The sequence below is a fragment of the Streptomyces sp. NPDC046197 genome, assembly GCF_040646295.1.
Classification (GTDB): domain Bacteria; phylum Actinomycetota; class Actinomycetes; order Streptomycetales; family Streptomycetaceae; genus Streptomyces.
In genome coordinates, this window is sequence record NZ_JBEYZY010000001.1 from 528448 (window position 1) to 542952 (window position 14505).

A 14505-nucleotide genomic window follows, 5' to 3' on the forward strand; every position below is an offset into this window, starting at 1 on the left:
CCGTCAGGGCGTCTCGACCCGGCGGCGGCTCACGCCACCGGTTCGGCGCCCGGGTGGTCCTCGTCGTCGTCCTCGGGGAGTTTGCAGACGCGCTCCAGGAACAGGGCCGCCGCTATCACGGCGATACCCGCGAGGACCGAGAAACCGGCGTAGATGGCCTGGTCGCGGCGGGCCGGCAGGTCCAGCAGTTCCAGCAGGAAGACGCCCGTGCCGCCGTACATGCCGGCGACGAGGGCGGCCACCAGGGCGCTGGCCTGGCCGAAGACGACCGCGCGGGCCGCCATCAGGGGGTCGACGCCCTTGGCACCGGGACGGCGCTCGCGCTGGGCCTTGAACCGGGCGCGCAGGGAGAGCCCCGTGGACAGCAGGACCACGGCGATCAGGGCGAGGACGACGGGGGCGGCGAGGGGGACGCTGGGGAGCGTCCCCACCGAGTTCCACAGGCGGGCGCCCGCCCAGGACAGCACTCCGGCAACGACGAAGACGCCGGCCAGCACCCGGATGCGCAGCTCTCTCACGGTGTCCTTCAGCTCCCCCGGACTGTGGGCGTGGGCGGCTCGTCCAGGTCTCTGGTCGTGCCCGTGGTGGCGACGTCGTCCTGACGTCGTCGCCTTGACCTTAACGACTACTCGGGCAGCCGGAGTTCCAGGTCCGCGCGCGGCTCGACACCTTCACGGGTGACGACGGTCAGCAGGCCGGCCACGGGACCACGGCCGGGAAGCTGCGCCTCGGGGTCCACGTCGTGCCAGGGGGCGAGCACGAAGGCGCGCTCGTGCGCCCGCGGGTGAGGAAGAGTGAGGTACGGGTCGTCGGAGACGACGTCGGCGTAGCTGACGATGTCGACGTCGATCGTGCGCGGGCCCCAGCGTTCGTCCCGTACCCGGTTGAAGGCCTCCTCGATGGCGTGGGCCCGCTCCAGGAGGGAGGACGGCGGCAGGGTCGTCCTGAGCACCACGATGGCGTTGAAGTACGACGGCTGGGTGCCGGGCTCGACGCCCCACGGCTCGGTCTCGTAGACCGGGGAGACCGCCTTGATCCGCACGCCGGGAGTGTCCTCAAGGGCGTCGACGGCTCCCTGCAGGGTCTCCAGCCGGTTGCCGAGGTTGGAGCCGAGGGAGATCACGGCCCGTTTGGGGTTCTGCAGGGTGGTGTCGGCGGCGTCGACCTGCTCGACGACGGAGGCGGGCACCGGCTGTACGGTCGGGTCGCTGTGACCCTGGGTGAAGGGTACGGTCATACTCGGCTCCGGGTGATGGTGACGGTCACGTCGTCGAAGGGGACCGTGATCGGCGCGTCGGGCTTGTGCACGCAGACCTCGACCTCCTGGACTCCCTCGTGCTTCAGACAGGTCTGGGCGATCCGCTCGGCGAGCGTCTCGATGAGATTCACGGGCTCGCCCTCGACCACGGCCACGACCTCTTCGGCCACGACGCCGTAGTGCACGGTCTTCGCCAGATCGTCGTCGGCCGCGGCCGGGCGGGTGTCCAGCCCCAGAACGAGGTCCACGATGAAGGTCTGGCCCTCCTCGCGTTCCTTGGGGAACACCCCGTGGTGCCCGCGGGCCCTCAGGCCGCGCAGCGCGACACGATCCACGCGAATCACTCCTGCAATCGTCGGTGACGGCCGGTCCGTACCGTGTGCGGGCGACACACCGGCCTCGAATGAATCTACCTGCGGGCACGGACAGAACCGGGCCCCGGCGACGGCGGTCCGAGCCGGGCCCAGGAGGTTTCATCACGCGTTTCCCCTGGGGAACCCGGGTGCTCATGCGTCGGTAGCCGCCCCTACCCGGAGGTAGGTGATTCCAACCACTTCTTGGTCCCTGCGGAGCCGCCTACCCACTCAGGCGGGTGTCTCGTCTTCCTCGTCCCCGTCGGATTCGGTCAGAACCGGGGAGGCGTGGTGCGACCAGAGTTTCCAGCCCAGCGGTGTGCGCCGGAACACATTCGTGGCGACCACGAGCTGCCCGACGAGCGGGCCGAGCTCCTCGCCCTCCTGCGGGGCCGGGCCGCCGCTGAGGATGTTCTCGGTGCAGGTCACCAGTGCGGTGTCGCCGGTGACCGAGACGTGCACGTCGGTGAGGAAGAACTGGATGTAGTCGGTGTTCGCCATGATCAGCGCGTAGGACCTGAGGACCTCGCCGCGGCCGGTGAGTACCGGCCAGCCGGGGTGCACGCAGGAGATCACGCCTGCGTCGGCCGGGTCGTGGTACCCCTCGTCGACGCCCAGGTCGGACGGCGTGAGCCAGAGTGCGGACAGTTCCTCGAAGTCGCCCTGCTCCATCGCCTCGTAGAAGGCGGTGTTGGCGGCCTCCACCTGTTCGACGTCGGTGTGGGGGGCGCTCACCGGGCTCCTTCTGCGCTGCGTGGTGCGCCTGCGGCGGCGCGCGCTCCTTCCACGGCCCGTGCGACCCGTACCGCATCCGCCGTCGCGCGCACCTCGTGCACGCGCACGGCCCACGCGCCGGCGTGCGCGGCGAGCGCGGAGACGGCGGCCGTCGCGGCGTCACGCTCCCGCGCGGGCGGCGGCGCGCCCTCAGGGCCCGCGAGGACACGGCCGAGGAACCGCTTGCGGGACGCGGCGACCAGCACCGGGTGGCCGAGGCCCAGCAGGCGGTCGAGGTGGGCGAGGAGCGCCAGGTCGTGCTCGGAGTCCTTGGAGAAGCCGAGGCCGGGGTCGACGACGATGCGGTCGGGGGCGATGCCGCCCTCCAGAAGGGCCTGCACGCGCGCGTGCAGCTCACCGACGACCTCGGTGACGACGTCGGCGTACCGCCCCCCGACATTGCCGCCCTGGAGGAAGCCGCGCCAGTGCATGACGACGAAGGGCGCGCCCGCGTCCGCCACCACCGGGACCATGGCGGGGTCCGCGAGTCCGCCGCTGACGTCGTTCACGAGGGCGGCGCCGGATGCGAGCGCCTGCTCGGCGACGGTGGCGCGCATGGTGTCGACGGAGACAGTCACGCCTTCGGAGGCGAGGCCGCGGACGACGGGGACGACGCGCCTGAGCTCCTCGGCCTCGTCGACGCGGGTGGCACCGGGGCGAGTGGACTCACCGCCCACGTCGACCAGGTCCGCGCCCTGGGCCACCAGTTCGAGGCCGTGCTTGACGGCGGCGGTCGTGTCGAACCAGCGGCCGCCGTCGGAGAAGGAGTCGGGGGTCACGTTCACGACCCCCATGACCGCGCAGCGGTCCCATGCCGGAAGGCCCGCCACTCGGCCGCGCCCGCTCTGGTTGCTCATACGTTCAGCGTAGGCCCCGGGTGCGGCCGTGACGTCCGGCGGCCCGGGCGGAAGCCCCCGGCTGGAGCGGGCTCTTGCCCGGGCCGCCCGGGGTTCAGGCAGCGCGGACGTCTCGTTCCGCCACCGCGTGCGCGCAGGGCCGCTCCACGGTCCTGCGGCGGCGCAGGAAGCGCGGCAGCGGCAGGGCGACGTTGACGAAGCCCTCCGCCTGCATGATGGCCAGGCCGATGCGTGCCAGGTCGCCGGAGGCGCGGTAGACGAGGAACCGCGGCTCCCAGCGGGGCTGGAACTTGGCGTTGAACTTGTACAGCGACTCGATCTGGAACCAGCGGGAGAGGAAGACCAACAGTCCGCGCCAGGCGCGCAGCACCGGGCCGGCGCCGATCTTCTCGCCGCGCGCCAGCGCCGAGCGGAACATCGCGAAGTTCAGCGAGACCTGCTTGATGCCGAGCTTCGGGGCGGCCTGGAGGGTGGCGACGATCAGCAGTTCGTTCATGCCGGGGTCCGCCGAGCGGTCGCGCCGCATCAGCTCCAGGGAGGCGCCGTCCGTGCCCCACGGCACGAAGTGGAGGATCGCCTTGAGGTCGCCGTAGGGGCCGGGCTCGTCGTCCTGCTTGTGGGCGGTGGCTATCAGGCAGTCGCCGTCGGAGGGGTCGCCGATGCGGCCGAGTGCCATGGAGAAGCCGCGCTCGGTGTCGGTGCCGCGCCAGTCCTCCGCGGCCCGCCGGATGCGCTCCAGCTCGGCCTCGCCGAGGTCATGGATGCGCCGGACCCGGGTTTCGTAGCCGGCCCGCTCGATGCGCTTGACCATTTGACGGACGTTGCGCATCGCGCGTCCGGCGAGTGAGAAATCCGCGACGTCCACCACCGCCTCGTCGCCCAACTCCAGGGCGTCGAGCCCGGTCTCGCGGGTCCACACCTCACCGCCGGTCTCCGAGCAGCCCACGACCGCGGGCGTCCAGGAGTGCGCCTTGGCCTCGTCCATGAAGCGCTCGATGGCGCCCGGCCAGGCCTCGACGTCACCGATCGGGTCACCGCTGGCGAGCATCACACCGGACACGACGCGGTACGTCACCGCCGCCTTGCCGCTGGGCGAGAACACGACCGCCTTGTCGCGGCGCAGCGCGAAGTGGCCGAGGGAGTCGCGGCTGCCGTGCTTGTGCAGCAGGGCGCGCAGCTGTGCCTCGTCCTCCTCGGTCAGCCGCGCGGCCGGGTGCTCCGGGCGGAAGGCGAGGTAGATGGTGGTGACCGCGGTCAGCCAGCCGAGGGCGCCGAGGGAGAAGGCGACGGTCCAGGAGGCGTTGCCCTGGTAGTCGACGGGTCCCTCGAAGCCGAACAGGCCGTAGACGACATGGGTCAGACGGTCGGCGAGGCTCGGGTTGCCGACCATGCGGTGCGGGTGGACGCTGACGATCACCATGCCGAGGGCGAGCGAACCGGCGCTCATGAGGATCAGGTTGGCGAGCGCCCGCCACCGGCTGCGGGGGTCGGGCAGCGCCGCGAACTCCTTGCGGTGGATCAGCAGCGGCGCCAGCAGCGCGAGTGAGATGATCAGACCCACGGTCGAGTGCCGGTAGACGAACTGCGCCGCGGCGCCCGCAGGAAGGAGTGCCACCGCCGCGCGCCAGGCCCGGCGCTTGCGTCGCTTCAGACCGTGGGCGAGCAGCAGCAACAGCACGCCCGCGCTGAGCGAGAGGGCTGCGGCGAAGGGCCCGAACGAGCCCGGCAGTACCTCCGCAAGGGCGTGCATACGGCTGTGCCGGAAGCGCGGGAAGACACCCGCGGCAATGTCCAGGAGGCCGACGACGGCGCAGGCCCTGCCGACCAGTGCGGGGACGACCTCGGGACGGGGGCCGCGGAGCATCCGCCGCACCCGGCTTGATCGGCCCGGAACCTCGGTTGACATTTCCCCATCTATCCTGACAGACATCGCATCCCGTAGTTCTGCGAGAGACCTTGAATCCGGTGCCGACCCGGGCATCCGGCGACATTGCGCCCTCTAGGACGGTGTCTCGGGGAGGTAGGTTCACTCCCCGCCGGAAAGTCGGGACAAAGGCCAAGGAAAGGCCTGGGCAAGTCGTCACCAAGAAGCTGGTGACGGGTCCGGGCGGGAAGTGCAGGCAGGTAAGAGTCCATGGGTCTCACAAGTAAGAAAGTGCTGCTGCTGGCGGTCGTGTGTGCCGTCCTGCTGTTCGTCGGCACGGTGTGGCTTTGGCCACGCCTGGCACGCCGCAACTGGCGGGCCGTCGGCGGGCGCATCGGCCTGCTGCTGGCCACACAGGTGGCGCTGTTCGCCTGCGTGGGGCTCTACGCCAACCAGAGTTTCGGGTTCTACGCCAGCTGGGCAGACCTGTTCGGTCAGGAGACCGACCAGGGTGTCGTCGTCGACCAGTCGGCGAACGGCGGTTCGGGCGGACCGCTCCAGGTGGTCAGCACGCAGCGGGTGCCGGTGTCCGGCGCGGCGCTGCCGCAGGTCGCGGGCCAGATCCAGAAGGTCGACATCATGGGGCGGACGACGCACATCGCCTCGCCCGCGTACATCTACCTTCCGCCGGAGTACTTCCAGCCGCAGTACCGCGCGCGGACGTTCCCGGCCGCGGTCGTCCTCACCGGGTACCCCGGCACCGCCCACGCGCTCGTCAGCAAGCTGAAATACCCGGCCACGGCACAGGATCTCGCCAAGAAGGGGCGGATGCAGCCGATGGTCCTGGTCATGCTGCGGCCCACGGTGGCCCCGCCGCGTGACACGGAGTGCGTCGACATTCCGGGCGGCCCGCAGACCGAGACCTTCTTCGCCAAGGATCTGCGCGAGGCCGTGACGGGTCACTACCGGGTCGGCAAGGCGGCGGGCAGCTGGGGCATCATCGGTGACTCCACGGGCGGTTACTGCGCGCTGAAACTCGCCGTGCACCATCCCGAGGCCTACGCCGCCGGGGTGGGCCTCTCCCCTTACTACAAGGCGCCGACCGACCCCACCACGGGCGACCTGTTCCACGGGAACAAGAATCTGCAGAATCGTGCCGACCTGCTGTGGAGCATCAAGCACCTGCCGGCGCCCGACACTTCGCTGCTGGTCACCAGCAGCAAGGACGGGGAGAGCAACTACAAGCCCACCGTGCAGTTCATCAACGCGGTGAAGGCGACGAACAAGACCCGCATCTCGTCGATCATCCTCGGCAGCGGGGGACACAACTTCAACACCTGGATGCGGGAGATCCCGCCGTCGCTGCAGTGGATGAGCGGGCGTCTGACGGAACGCTGAACGATCTTGTTGATCCGGCGACGGGTGAACCCACCCGTTTCGCCGGGGGAAAAGGGGGCGGGGCTGCTGATGTCGTGTGAACGTTTCGGTGTGGCTGGCTTTTTACGGGGCGGGCCACCACGATTCGCCTACGCGCGGTAAGTTTCTGGCCATGCCACGTGGACGTCACCGCCATTCCCCACCTTTGCACAGGCTGCTGCCTCCTTCGGCGATCGCCGGCGTCTCCCTCGTCTGCGCCCTCGCCCCCTGGGTGTTCACGGAACCGATGGTGCTGCGCTCGCTCGCCGCGGCCGCCGCGGCGACCGCGGTCCTCGGCGCGATCGTCCTGCGCCGCTGGGACACACAGGCCGGCAGGCAGGTCGCCGATCTCACCCGCGCACGGGTGAGCGACGAGTGGCGATTCGAGGAACGGGTCGCCGAACTCGAGACGGATCTGGAGGAGTCGCGCGAGCTGCGCGTCCGCCTGGAGCACAAACTCCGGGCGAAGCGGGCGGAGCTGGCGGGGCTGCGCAACGAGCACGCGGCGCTGCTGCGGCGGTACGCCACGGCGGAGACCGAGCGCGCGAGCGCTCTGGAGGGCCGCCGCCTGCTGGAGATCGAGACCTCGTCCGACCTGCCCGCGCTGCCGCCCGCGAGGCAGGACCGGGCGGAGTCGGCGGGCGTGCGGGAAGAGGCCGCGGCGATGACGGGTGCGACGGCCGAGGCCGCCGGGCGCGTCCGCGAGGAAGCCGCGGAGTCCGCAGGGACCGCAGAGTCTGCAGAGTCTTCGGAGAGCGTGGGGACTTCAGGGACCGCCGAGGCCCCCGAGACCCCGGACGACGAGAAGGGGCAGGCCGCTCCGGCGGTCTTCTCGCCCGCGGGATCCCACCTCTTCCTGCGGGCCAAGGCCGCGCTGGCACGCTTCGACGCGGACGACGACCGGCCGGCCACGGCTGCCGCGGCGGGCACGGCGGACACGGCCGCGAAGGCCGGTGCGCCGGCCGACGCCTCGGTCGACGCCTCGCCGGACACCGAGCCCACGAAGGACGCGCCCGCCGCCTCCGACGGTGGCGCCGCCGAGTCGGGGCCCGCGCGGGAGGACGAAGCGCAGGGGCAGCCCGAGGCGGCCGACGCGCAGGAGCACGCGGTCGCCACGTCCCCGGCCAGGTCCGCCAAGCCCGCGCAGCAGCCCACGGGGCACTTCACCGTGCCGACCGCGGTGGCCGTCGTACCGGCCGCACCCGTGCGACGACCGGTGGTCGAGGGCGGGTTCGACTTCTTCGGTACGAAGCAGGACGCGCCGTCCGACGCCCTGGAGGCGGTCCAGAACGAGGACCTCGCCGACGTCGTCGGCCAGGAAGCCCTCGCGCTGCACAAGGCCGAGTCCGAGTCGCAGTTCAAGCCGGCCGACGAGGAAGCCCGAGGGGTGGGGCAGGTCATCGACCTGACGGCCCACGACGAGACCGAACAGATCGACGTCCAGGGTCTGCGCACGGCGGCGTCCTGAGGAGGGCGGGGCGTCCTGGGGGCGGCAGCGCCTGAGGACGGTACAAGGACCTTGCGGCACATCGGGCGCGGCCCCTCCGGGGGCCGCGCTCATGCCATCCAGCGGTCCGGCCGAGCCTCGCGCCGCCCCGTCCGCGACCGTTCCGCCTGCCCCCGCAACAGCTCCGCCGCCTCCCCGGCGTCCCGCAACCTCGCGGTGACCGTCTTGTTGGCGCCGGTGTCCACGTGGACGTCGGCAACGCCCCACAGCCGCTTCCAAGGTCCCTGGGTCAACCGCGCGCTCTGCACCTTCGCGTGCGGCACCAGCGCCAGCCGGCGCCGCAGCAGCCCGTGCCGCACGGCGAACACCGCGTCCGTGACGACGACCCCGTACCCACGCCACCACACCGGCGCGCACCACCGCGCGCGCCGCGGCGGGCGCACCACCGAGGAGGCCGCCGGCACCGTCACCCCCGGCAGCACACGCGCGACCACCGACTCGGCGACCTTCCGTGGAGCGACCGGCAGCAGCACGGAGTTCGACGAGCCGGCCACGTCCAGCTCCACCCGCACCCAGCCGCCCCCGCTCCCGGCTCTGCTCGAGCGGAGGGACCCCCATCGCCGCCACAGCAGCGGCTCCACGATGCGCACGGTCTGCACCCGCCCCGGAGGCACGGTTTCGTGCGTGCGGTCCAGCAGCCCCCGGTCGATCCGCAACCCGTCAGGCGACTCGCTCACCGTCCAGTCGTACTCCCCGACGAACCGCCCCGCGCTGCTCGCCCCGGCCGTGCCGAGCAGCGGCACCCCGGCCGCGAGCACCGTCCACACGCTGTGGGTGGCCAGCCACAGCACCGGCGGTACGACGAGCGCGGCGACCAGCGAGCCCCAGGTCGTGCCGGTCAGCAGCAGGGACACGGCGAGCGTGCGCGGCGGCACGCGCACGAGCTCCCGCGCGGGTGCCTCGCCGACCTCCTGTGCGGTCTCCGGTGCGAAACCGGCCGCACGCGCGAGCAGTTCGGCCCGGAGCGCACGTGCCTCGTCCTGTCCGAGGAAAGCCAGTTCGTCCTTCTTGTCCGTCCCGATCACGTCGAGTCTGAGCTTCGCCACCCCCGCGACCCTCGCGAGCAGCGGCTGGTTGACATCGACGGCCTGGATCCGTTCGAGCCGGATGTGCGCGGTACGGCGGAACAACAGGCCGGTGCGTATGCGCAGTTCGGTGTCGGTCACCGCGAAGTGGGTGAACCACCAGGACAAGAAGCCGTGGACGGCGGCCGCCGGCACGAGTACCGCGAGCCCGATCAGCACGGTGGTCGTGGTCAGCCGGGTCAGCTGTTCACGGGCCTGGTCGGGGTCGTGCACGGCCCATCCCGCGAGCACCGCGACCGGCGCCCACGCCCGGCGCAGTGGTGTCACGGGGTGCAGCCGCCGTTCGATCACCGGCCCCCGTTCCGGCCCGGTCGCCTCGCCGCCGTACCCGCCGTCCCCGGGGTCCTTCGCCACGGCGCCCTCGCCCCCCGCCGGTGTCACAGGCCTGCCGATCGCGCCTCGCCCAGCTCCGTGAGCCGGTCACGCAGCCGTTCCGCCTCGGCCGGGTCGAGGCCGGGGATGGTCGCGTCGGTCGCCGCGGCCGCGGTGTGCAGCTGCACGGTGGCCAGCCCGAAGTGCCGCTCCACGGGCCCGGAGGTGACCTCGACCAGCTGCATCCGCCCGTACGGCACGACGGTTTCCTGCCGCCACAGCACGCCCCGGCTGATCAGCAGGTCGTCGGCCCGCTCCGCGTACCGCCAGGAGCGCCAGTTCCGGCCGAGCAGCACCCAGCCCCACACCATCAGCGCCGGCGGCAGCAGGGCGAAGGCGGCCCAGGCGAGCCCGGCGAGGACCGCGAGCAGCAGTCCGAGGGCCACTGCGAGCAGCCCCAGCCACACCACCAGCAACAGCCGCCGCATCCGCAGCAGGCCTGGCGGCAGCGCGTTCCACACCGGCTCGCCCGTCGCCTGCGCGCTCCCCCCGCTCCCCGTTTCCATGGGGCAAGGGTACGTAGGAGAGACTGTGTCCATGACTCCTACGACGGAGACCACGGTCGGGATCGGCGGCGCCGCGGAGAGCACCGACATGGTGCTCAACATCGGGCCGCAGCACCCCTCGACGCACGGCGTGCTGAGGCTGCGGCTCCTGCTGGACGGCGAGCGCATCACGCGCGCGGAGCCGGTGATCGGCTACATGCACCGCGGTGCGGAGAAGCTCTTCGAGGCGCGCGACTACCGCCAGATCATCATGCTGGCCAACCGCCACGACTGGCTGTCGGCCTTCTCCAACGAGCTGGGCGTGGTCCTCGCGGTGGAGCGGATGCTCGGTATGGAGGTGCCCGAGCGTGCGGTGTGGACGCGCACGCTGCTCGCGGAGCTCAACCGGGTGCTGAACCACCTGATGTTCCTCGGCTCGTACCCGCTGGAGCTCGGCGGCATCACCCCGGTCTTCTACGCGTTCCGGGAGCGGGAGGTCCTGCAGAACGTCATGGAGGAGGTCTCCGGCGGCCGGATGCACTACATGTTCAACCGCGTCGGCGGCCTCAAGGAGGACCTGCCGGCCGGGTGGGCCACGCGAGCGCGTGCCGCCGTCGCCGCCGTGCGCTCGCGCATGGACGTCTTCGACGACCTGGTGCTCGGCAACGAGATCTTCCGGGGGCGCACACGGGGCGTGGGGGCGCTCGCGCCCCGCGCCGTGCACGCCTACGGCGTGAGCGGACCGATCGCGCGCGCCTCGGGTGTCGACTTCGACCTGAGGCGTGACGAACCGTACCTGGCCTACGGCGAGCTGCAGGACACGCTCAAGGTCGTCACCCGCCGGGAAGGTGACTGCCTGGCCCGCTTCGAGTGTCTCCTGGAGCAGACCCACAACGCCCTGGACCTCGCCGACGCCTGTCTGGACCGCCTTGCCGAGCTGCCGCCCGGCCCGATCAACCAGCGGCTGCCGAAGGTCCTGAAGGCGCCCGAGGGGCACACGTACGCCTGGACCGAGAACCCGCTCGGCATCAACGGCTACTACCTGGTCAGCAAGGGCGACAAGACCCCGTACCGGCTGAAGCTGCGGTCGGCCTCGTACAACAACATCCAGGTCCTCACCGAGCTGCTGCCGGGCACGCTGGTCGCGGACATGGTGGCGATCCTCGGGTCGATGTTCTTCGTGGTCGGCGACATCGACAAGTAGTCGGGGCCTCGGCAGGTGGTCGGGGCATCGACGAACAGCGGGGCCGCCGGCCGGCGCCCGTTGGGGCCCGCGCCGGACGGGAGCGGCTCACGGGGAGAGCGGGTCCGGGACTCCCACCGGCTGCAGCAGCCAACCGAAGTCGCCGAGCCCGCCCGTGGCCGTGAGCTCCGCGGCTTCCCCGGCACTCGCGAGGGCGCGCACGTACTCCGCGGGGCGCGTGGAGGCGAGCGCGAGCGGAGGACGTGCGCCGGTGATACCCAGGGAGCTGAGCGCGTCGCGCTGCGTGAGCAGGCGCGCGCCGGGGGGCGCACTCGCGGCGCACGCGTCCAGGGCGACGTGCGCCGTGATGTCGCAGGATCCGTCCGGCACGGGTGCCGTCTCCCGGCCGTCCCGGAAGCCCGTGAGCGTTCCGAAGGGCGGTCGTGCCCCGGCCGTGTGCCCGTAGTCGACGGCCACGGCCAGGCCCCGGTCGACGCGGGAGACCGCGGCGGCCCAGGCGGCGTCCCTGGGCGCGCCGATCTCCGCGCGGAAGCCCTGCTCGGCCGGCAGCGGCCACCACCGCGCCAGCCACTGCGCCTGCGCCCCCGAGACCGGCTCCCCGAGCCGCTCGGCCCCGTCCCGCCGGACCAGGACCAGACGCGGTACGCCTGAGGCGTCCGCCTCCGCCACCTGCACCGGCACGTTGTCCAGCCACTCGTTGGCGAAGAGCAGCCCGGTGATCCCGCGGGGCGGCTCGGTCAGCCACTCGACGCGGTGATCGAGACCCGGGGGACGATCGGCGACTTCGACGGCGTACGCGCGCGTGCGGGACGCCACGTCCCCGGGCAGCGCGGCGAGCACCCCGCCGACCAGCTCACCCCGCCCGGCCGCCATGTCCACGAAGTCGAGCGCCGTGGGCCGGCCCAGCGCCTCGTCGACCCGGCACAGCAGCCGTGCGACGGCCACCGCGAACAGCGGGGAGGCGTGCACCGACGTACGGAAGTGCCCGGCCGGTCCCTCGGGCCGCCGGTAGAAGCCGCCCGGCCCGTACAGGGCGTCCTCCGCCGCCGCACGCCAGTCGCGCCACTCGTCTCCTGTGTCGTCCGTCACCCCGCCAGACTAGGGGTGTCGTTCGGATCACCCCGGGGCCCGATCCGAGGCGATCCCAACGACACCCCCTGAGCGCACAGATGATCACGGCCTCCACCTTGGGGAGTACGAGGAATGGATACGGATCGATCCTCCGGTTGACCCCTGCACACATCACACTTACCTACTCTGGGTTACGTGCAGCGCCTCTATGACTTCCTCCGCAGGCACCCGATGTGGGTCGACGGCTCCTGGGCCCTCGTCCTGCTCGGGCTTTCCGGCGCGAGCGCATCGAGCGTCAACGGGGCGCCGGACCACCACGGATCGGTCGGTGCGGCCCTGGGGGTGTCGGCCGTCATGTGCCTGGTGATCGCGCTGCGCCGCCGTATGCCGGAGCAGATGCTGCTGCTGGCGGCTGCGACGGGCGCGGCGCAGCTCGTGCTGAACGTCGAGACGACGGTCGCCGACTTCGCCATGCTGGTGATCATCTACACGGTGGCCGCGGTCGGTGTCCGCTGGGCCTCCCGGTTCGCCCTGGTCGGCGGGCTGTGCGCGGCGACCCTGGCGCAGATCCGCTGGCCGCAGCAGCACACCAGCGTCCTCGGCAACGTGGCCCTGGCCGTCTTCCAGACCGTGCCCTTCGCCCTGGCCTGGGTGCTCGGCGACTCCATGCGCACCCGGCGCGCCTACTTCGCGCAGCTGGAGGAGCGTGCCGCCCGTCTGGAGAAGGAGCGCGAGGCGCAGTCCAAGGTGGCGGTCGCCGCGGAGCGCGCCAGGATCGCCCGCGAACTGCACGACGTGGTCGCGCACAACGTGTCGGTGATGGTGGTGCAGGCCGACGGTGCCGCCTATGTCCTCGACGCCGCCCCCGACCAGGCGAAGAAGGCCCTGGAGACGATCTCCTCCACCGGCCGTCAGGCGCTGGCGGAGATGCGCCGGCTGCTGGGCGTGCTGCGTACCGGGGAGCACCAGGAGAGCGGCGAGTACGTGCCGCAGCCCGACGTCCAGCAGATCGAGGAGCTCGTCCAGCAGTGCCGCGGCTCCGGACTGCCCGTCGACTTCAGGATCGAGGGCACCCCGCGCCCGCTGCCCAGCGGCGTCGAGCTCACCGCCTACCGCATCGTGCAGGAAGCCCTCACCAACACCCGCAAGCACGGCGGGCCGAACGCGGGCGCGAGCGTGCGCCTGGTCTACTTCGACGACGGTCTCGGCCTGCTCGTCGAGGACGACGGCAAGGGCGCCCCGCACGAGCTGTACGAGGAGGGCGGCGCCGACGGCCGGGGGCACGGCCTGATCGGCATGCGCGAACGGATCGGCATGGTCGGCGGCACGCTGGACGCGGGCCCGCGTCCAGGCGGAGGATTCCGCATCAGCGCCCTGCTCCCGCTCAAACCGGTGCACTGACGCGGCCCCACGACCGACCCCCTGGCCGGCCCGGCCACGCCGTGCACCGGCCCGCCGCCGGCCGGGCGACCCGACGACCCGAGACCCCGGCCTGACGGCCTGACGGCCTGACGACCTGACGACCTGACGACCTGACGACCAACGGAAGAGGACCCCGATGACGATCCGCGTGATGCTCGTCGACGACCAGGTGCTGCTGCGCACCGGGTTCCGGATGGTGCTCGCCGCCCAGCCGGACATGGAGGTCGTCGCCGAGGCGGGCGACGGCGTCGAGGCCCTCCAGGTGCTGCGCTCGACCGCGGTCGACGTGATCCTCATGGACGTGCGCATGCCGAAGCTGGACGGTGTGGAGACCACCCGGCGCGTCTGCGAGGAACCCAACCCGCCGAAGGTGCTGATCCTGACCACCTTCGACCTCGACGAGTACGCGTTCTCCGGGCTCAAGGCGGGCGCCTCCGGCTTCATGCTCAAGGACGTGCCGCCGGGTGATCTGCTCGCCGCCATCCGCGCCGTGCACAGCGGCGACGCCGTCGTGGCGCCTTCCACCACCCGCCGCCTGCTCGACCGCTTCGCGCCGATGCTGCCCTCCGGCGCCACGGAACCCGAGCACAAGGAACTGGAGCGGCTCACCGACCGCGAGCGCGAGGTGATGGTGCTGGTCGCGCAGGGCCTGTCGAACGGTGAGATCGCGGCCCGGCTCGTGCTGTCCGAGGCGACCGTGAAGACCCACGTCGGCCGCATCCTGACCAAACTGGGCCTGCGCGACCGGGTACAGGTGGTGGTCCTCGCCTACGAGACGGGACTCGTGCGGGCCGGCGGACACGGCTGACCGGCACCCGCGGCCGTCGGTAGGGTCGG

The 14505-nt window shown here is 72.1% G+C and carries 14 protein-coding genes; 5 read left to right on the forward strand and 9 right to left on the reverse strand.

The genetic code is table 11. The features are described from left to right. Positions 1-29: 29 nt before the first annotated feature. The 6 genes from AB0A61_RS02415 to AB0A61_RS02440 form a co-directional block, all read right to left on the reverse strand. A complete protein-coding gene (locus AB0A61_RS02415; RefSeq protein ID WP_361284775.1) occupies positions 30-518 on the reverse strand; it encodes a DUF3180 domain-containing protein in 489 nt (162 codons plus the stop codon). Between the two features lie 107 nt (positions 519-625). After that, positions 626-1237: a 2-amino-4-hydroxy-6-hydroxymethyldihydropteridine diphosphokinase gene (folK, locus tag AB0A61_RS02420; protein ID WP_361284778.1), complete on the reverse strand. Its 612-nt coding sequence runs from the start codon at positions 1235-1237 to the stop codon at positions 626-628. Next, on the reverse strand, positions 1234-1593 hold the full coding sequence (folB, locus tag AB0A61_RS02425; protein WP_361284780.1) for a dihydroneopterin aldolase: 360 nt from the start codon (positions 1591-1593) through the stop codon (positions 1234-1236). The genes folK and folB overlap by 4 nt, the downstream gene beginning before the upstream one ends. A gap of 249 nt (positions 1594-1842) precedes the next feature. Next, on the reverse strand, positions 1843-2346 hold the full coding sequence (locus tag AB0A61_RS02430) for a nuclear transport factor 2 family protein (RefSeq protein ID WP_361284783.1): 504 nt from the start codon (positions 2344-2346) through the stop codon (positions 1843-1845). After that, on the reverse strand, positions 2343-3242 hold the full coding sequence (gene folP / locus AB0A61_RS02435; protein ID WP_361284786.1) for a dihydropteroate synthase: 900 nt from the start codon (positions 3240-3242) through the stop codon (positions 2343-2345). The genes AB0A61_RS02430 and folP overlap by 4 nt, the downstream gene beginning before the upstream one ends. Before the next feature lie 94 nt (positions 3243-3336). Next, the gene (locus AB0A61_RS02440; protein WP_361284789.1) at positions 3337-5148 is read right to left on the reverse strand and encodes a phosphatidylglycerol lysyltransferase domain-containing protein; all 1812 of its coding nucleotides are present in this window, start codon (positions 5146-5148) and stop codon (positions 3337-3339) included. Between the two features lie 228 nt (positions 5149-5376). Here AB0A61_RS02440 and AB0A61_RS02445 point away from each other — a divergent pair, with 228 nt between their 5' ends. Next, positions 5377-6504 (forward strand): alpha/beta hydrolase-fold protein, encoded by a 1128-nt coding sequence (locus AB0A61_RS02445; RefSeq protein ID WP_361284792.1) that lies wholly within the window; start codon positions 5377-5379, stop codon positions 6502-6504. A 151-nt stretch (positions 6505-6655) separates the two neighbouring features. Beyond that, entirely contained in the window at positions 6656-7990 is a 1335-nt protein-coding gene (locus AB0A61_RS02450) for a hypothetical protein (RefSeq protein WP_361284795.1), read from the forward strand. 89 nt (positions 7991-8079) lie between these two features. Here the strand turns inward: AB0A61_RS02450 and AB0A61_RS02455 are convergent, their stop codons facing one another. After that, a complete protein-coding gene (locus tag AB0A61_RS02455) occupies positions 8080-9468 on the reverse strand; it encodes a PH domain-containing protein (protein WP_361284798.1) in 1389 nt (462 codons plus the stop codon). Positions 9469-9491: 23 nt separating this feature from the next. Further along, entirely contained in the window at positions 9492-9992 is a 501-nt protein-coding gene (locus tag AB0A61_RS02460) for a PH domain-containing protein (RefSeq protein WP_361284801.1), read from the reverse strand. A 31-nt stretch (positions 9993-10023) separates the two neighbouring features. Here AB0A61_RS02460 and AB0A61_RS02465 point away from each other — a divergent pair, with 31 nt between their 5' ends. Further along, positions 10024-11175 (forward strand): NADH-quinone oxidoreductase subunit D, encoded by a 1152-nt coding sequence (locus tag AB0A61_RS02465; RefSeq protein ID WP_361284804.1) that lies wholly within the window; start codon positions 10024-10026, stop codon positions 11173-11175. Positions 11176-11262: 87 nt separating this feature from the next. Here AB0A61_RS02465 and AB0A61_RS02470 read toward each other — a convergent pair whose 3' ends face one another. Beyond that, a complete protein-coding gene (locus AB0A61_RS02470; protein ID WP_361284807.1) occupies positions 11263-12264 on the reverse strand; it encodes an SAM-dependent methyltransferase in 1002 nt (333 codons plus the stop codon). A gap of 177 nt (positions 12265-12441) precedes the next feature. Between AB0A61_RS02470 and AB0A61_RS02475 the strand changes: the two genes are divergently transcribed. Both AB0A61_RS02475 and AB0A61_RS02480 read left to right on the forward strand, forming a co-directional pair. Then, positions 12442-13647, forward strand: coding sequence for a sensor histidine kinase (locus AB0A61_RS02475; protein WP_361284810.1), 1206 nt, complete (start codon positions 12442-12444; stop codon positions 13645-13647). A gap of 157 nt (positions 13648-13804) precedes the next feature. Continuing rightward, positions 13805-14476 (forward strand): response regulator transcription factor, encoded by a 672-nt coding sequence (locus AB0A61_RS02480; protein WP_361284813.1) that lies wholly within the window; start codon positions 13805-13807, stop codon positions 14474-14476. Positions 14477-14505 lie beyond the last annotated feature (29 nt).

Coding starts and splice junctions, on each gene's coding strand:
- AB0A61_RS02450 (WP_361284795.1), top strand. CDS start 6,656: ATGCCACGTGGACGTCACCGCCATTCCCCACCTTTGCACAGGCTGCTG.
- AB0A61_RS02440 (WP_361284789.1), bottom strand. CDS start 5,148: ATGTCAACCGAGGTTCCGGGCCGATCAAGCCGGGTGCGGCGGATGCTC.
- AB0A61_RS02445 (WP_361284792.1), top strand. CDS start 5,377: ATGGGTCTCACAAGTAAGAAAGTGCTGCTGCTGGCGGTCGTGTGTGCC.
- AB0A61_RS02480 (WP_361284813.1), top strand. CDS start 13,805: ATGACGATCCGCGTGATGCTCGTCGACGACCAGGTGCTGCTGCGCACC.
- folK (WP_361284778.1), bottom strand. CDS start 1,237: ATGACCGTACCCTTCACCCAGGGTCACAGCGACCCGACCGTACAGCCG.
- AB0A61_RS02460 (WP_361284801.1), bottom strand. CDS start 9,992: ATGGAAACGGGGAGCGGGGGGAGCGCGCAGGCGACGGGCGAGCCGGTG.
- folP (WP_361284786.1), bottom strand. CDS start 3,242: ATGAGCAACCAGAGCGGGCGCGGCCGAGTGGCGGGCCTTCCGGCATGG.
- AB0A61_RS02465 (WP_361284804.1), top strand. CDS start 10,024: ATGACTCCTACGACGGAGACCACGGTCGGGATCGGCGGCGCCGCGGAG.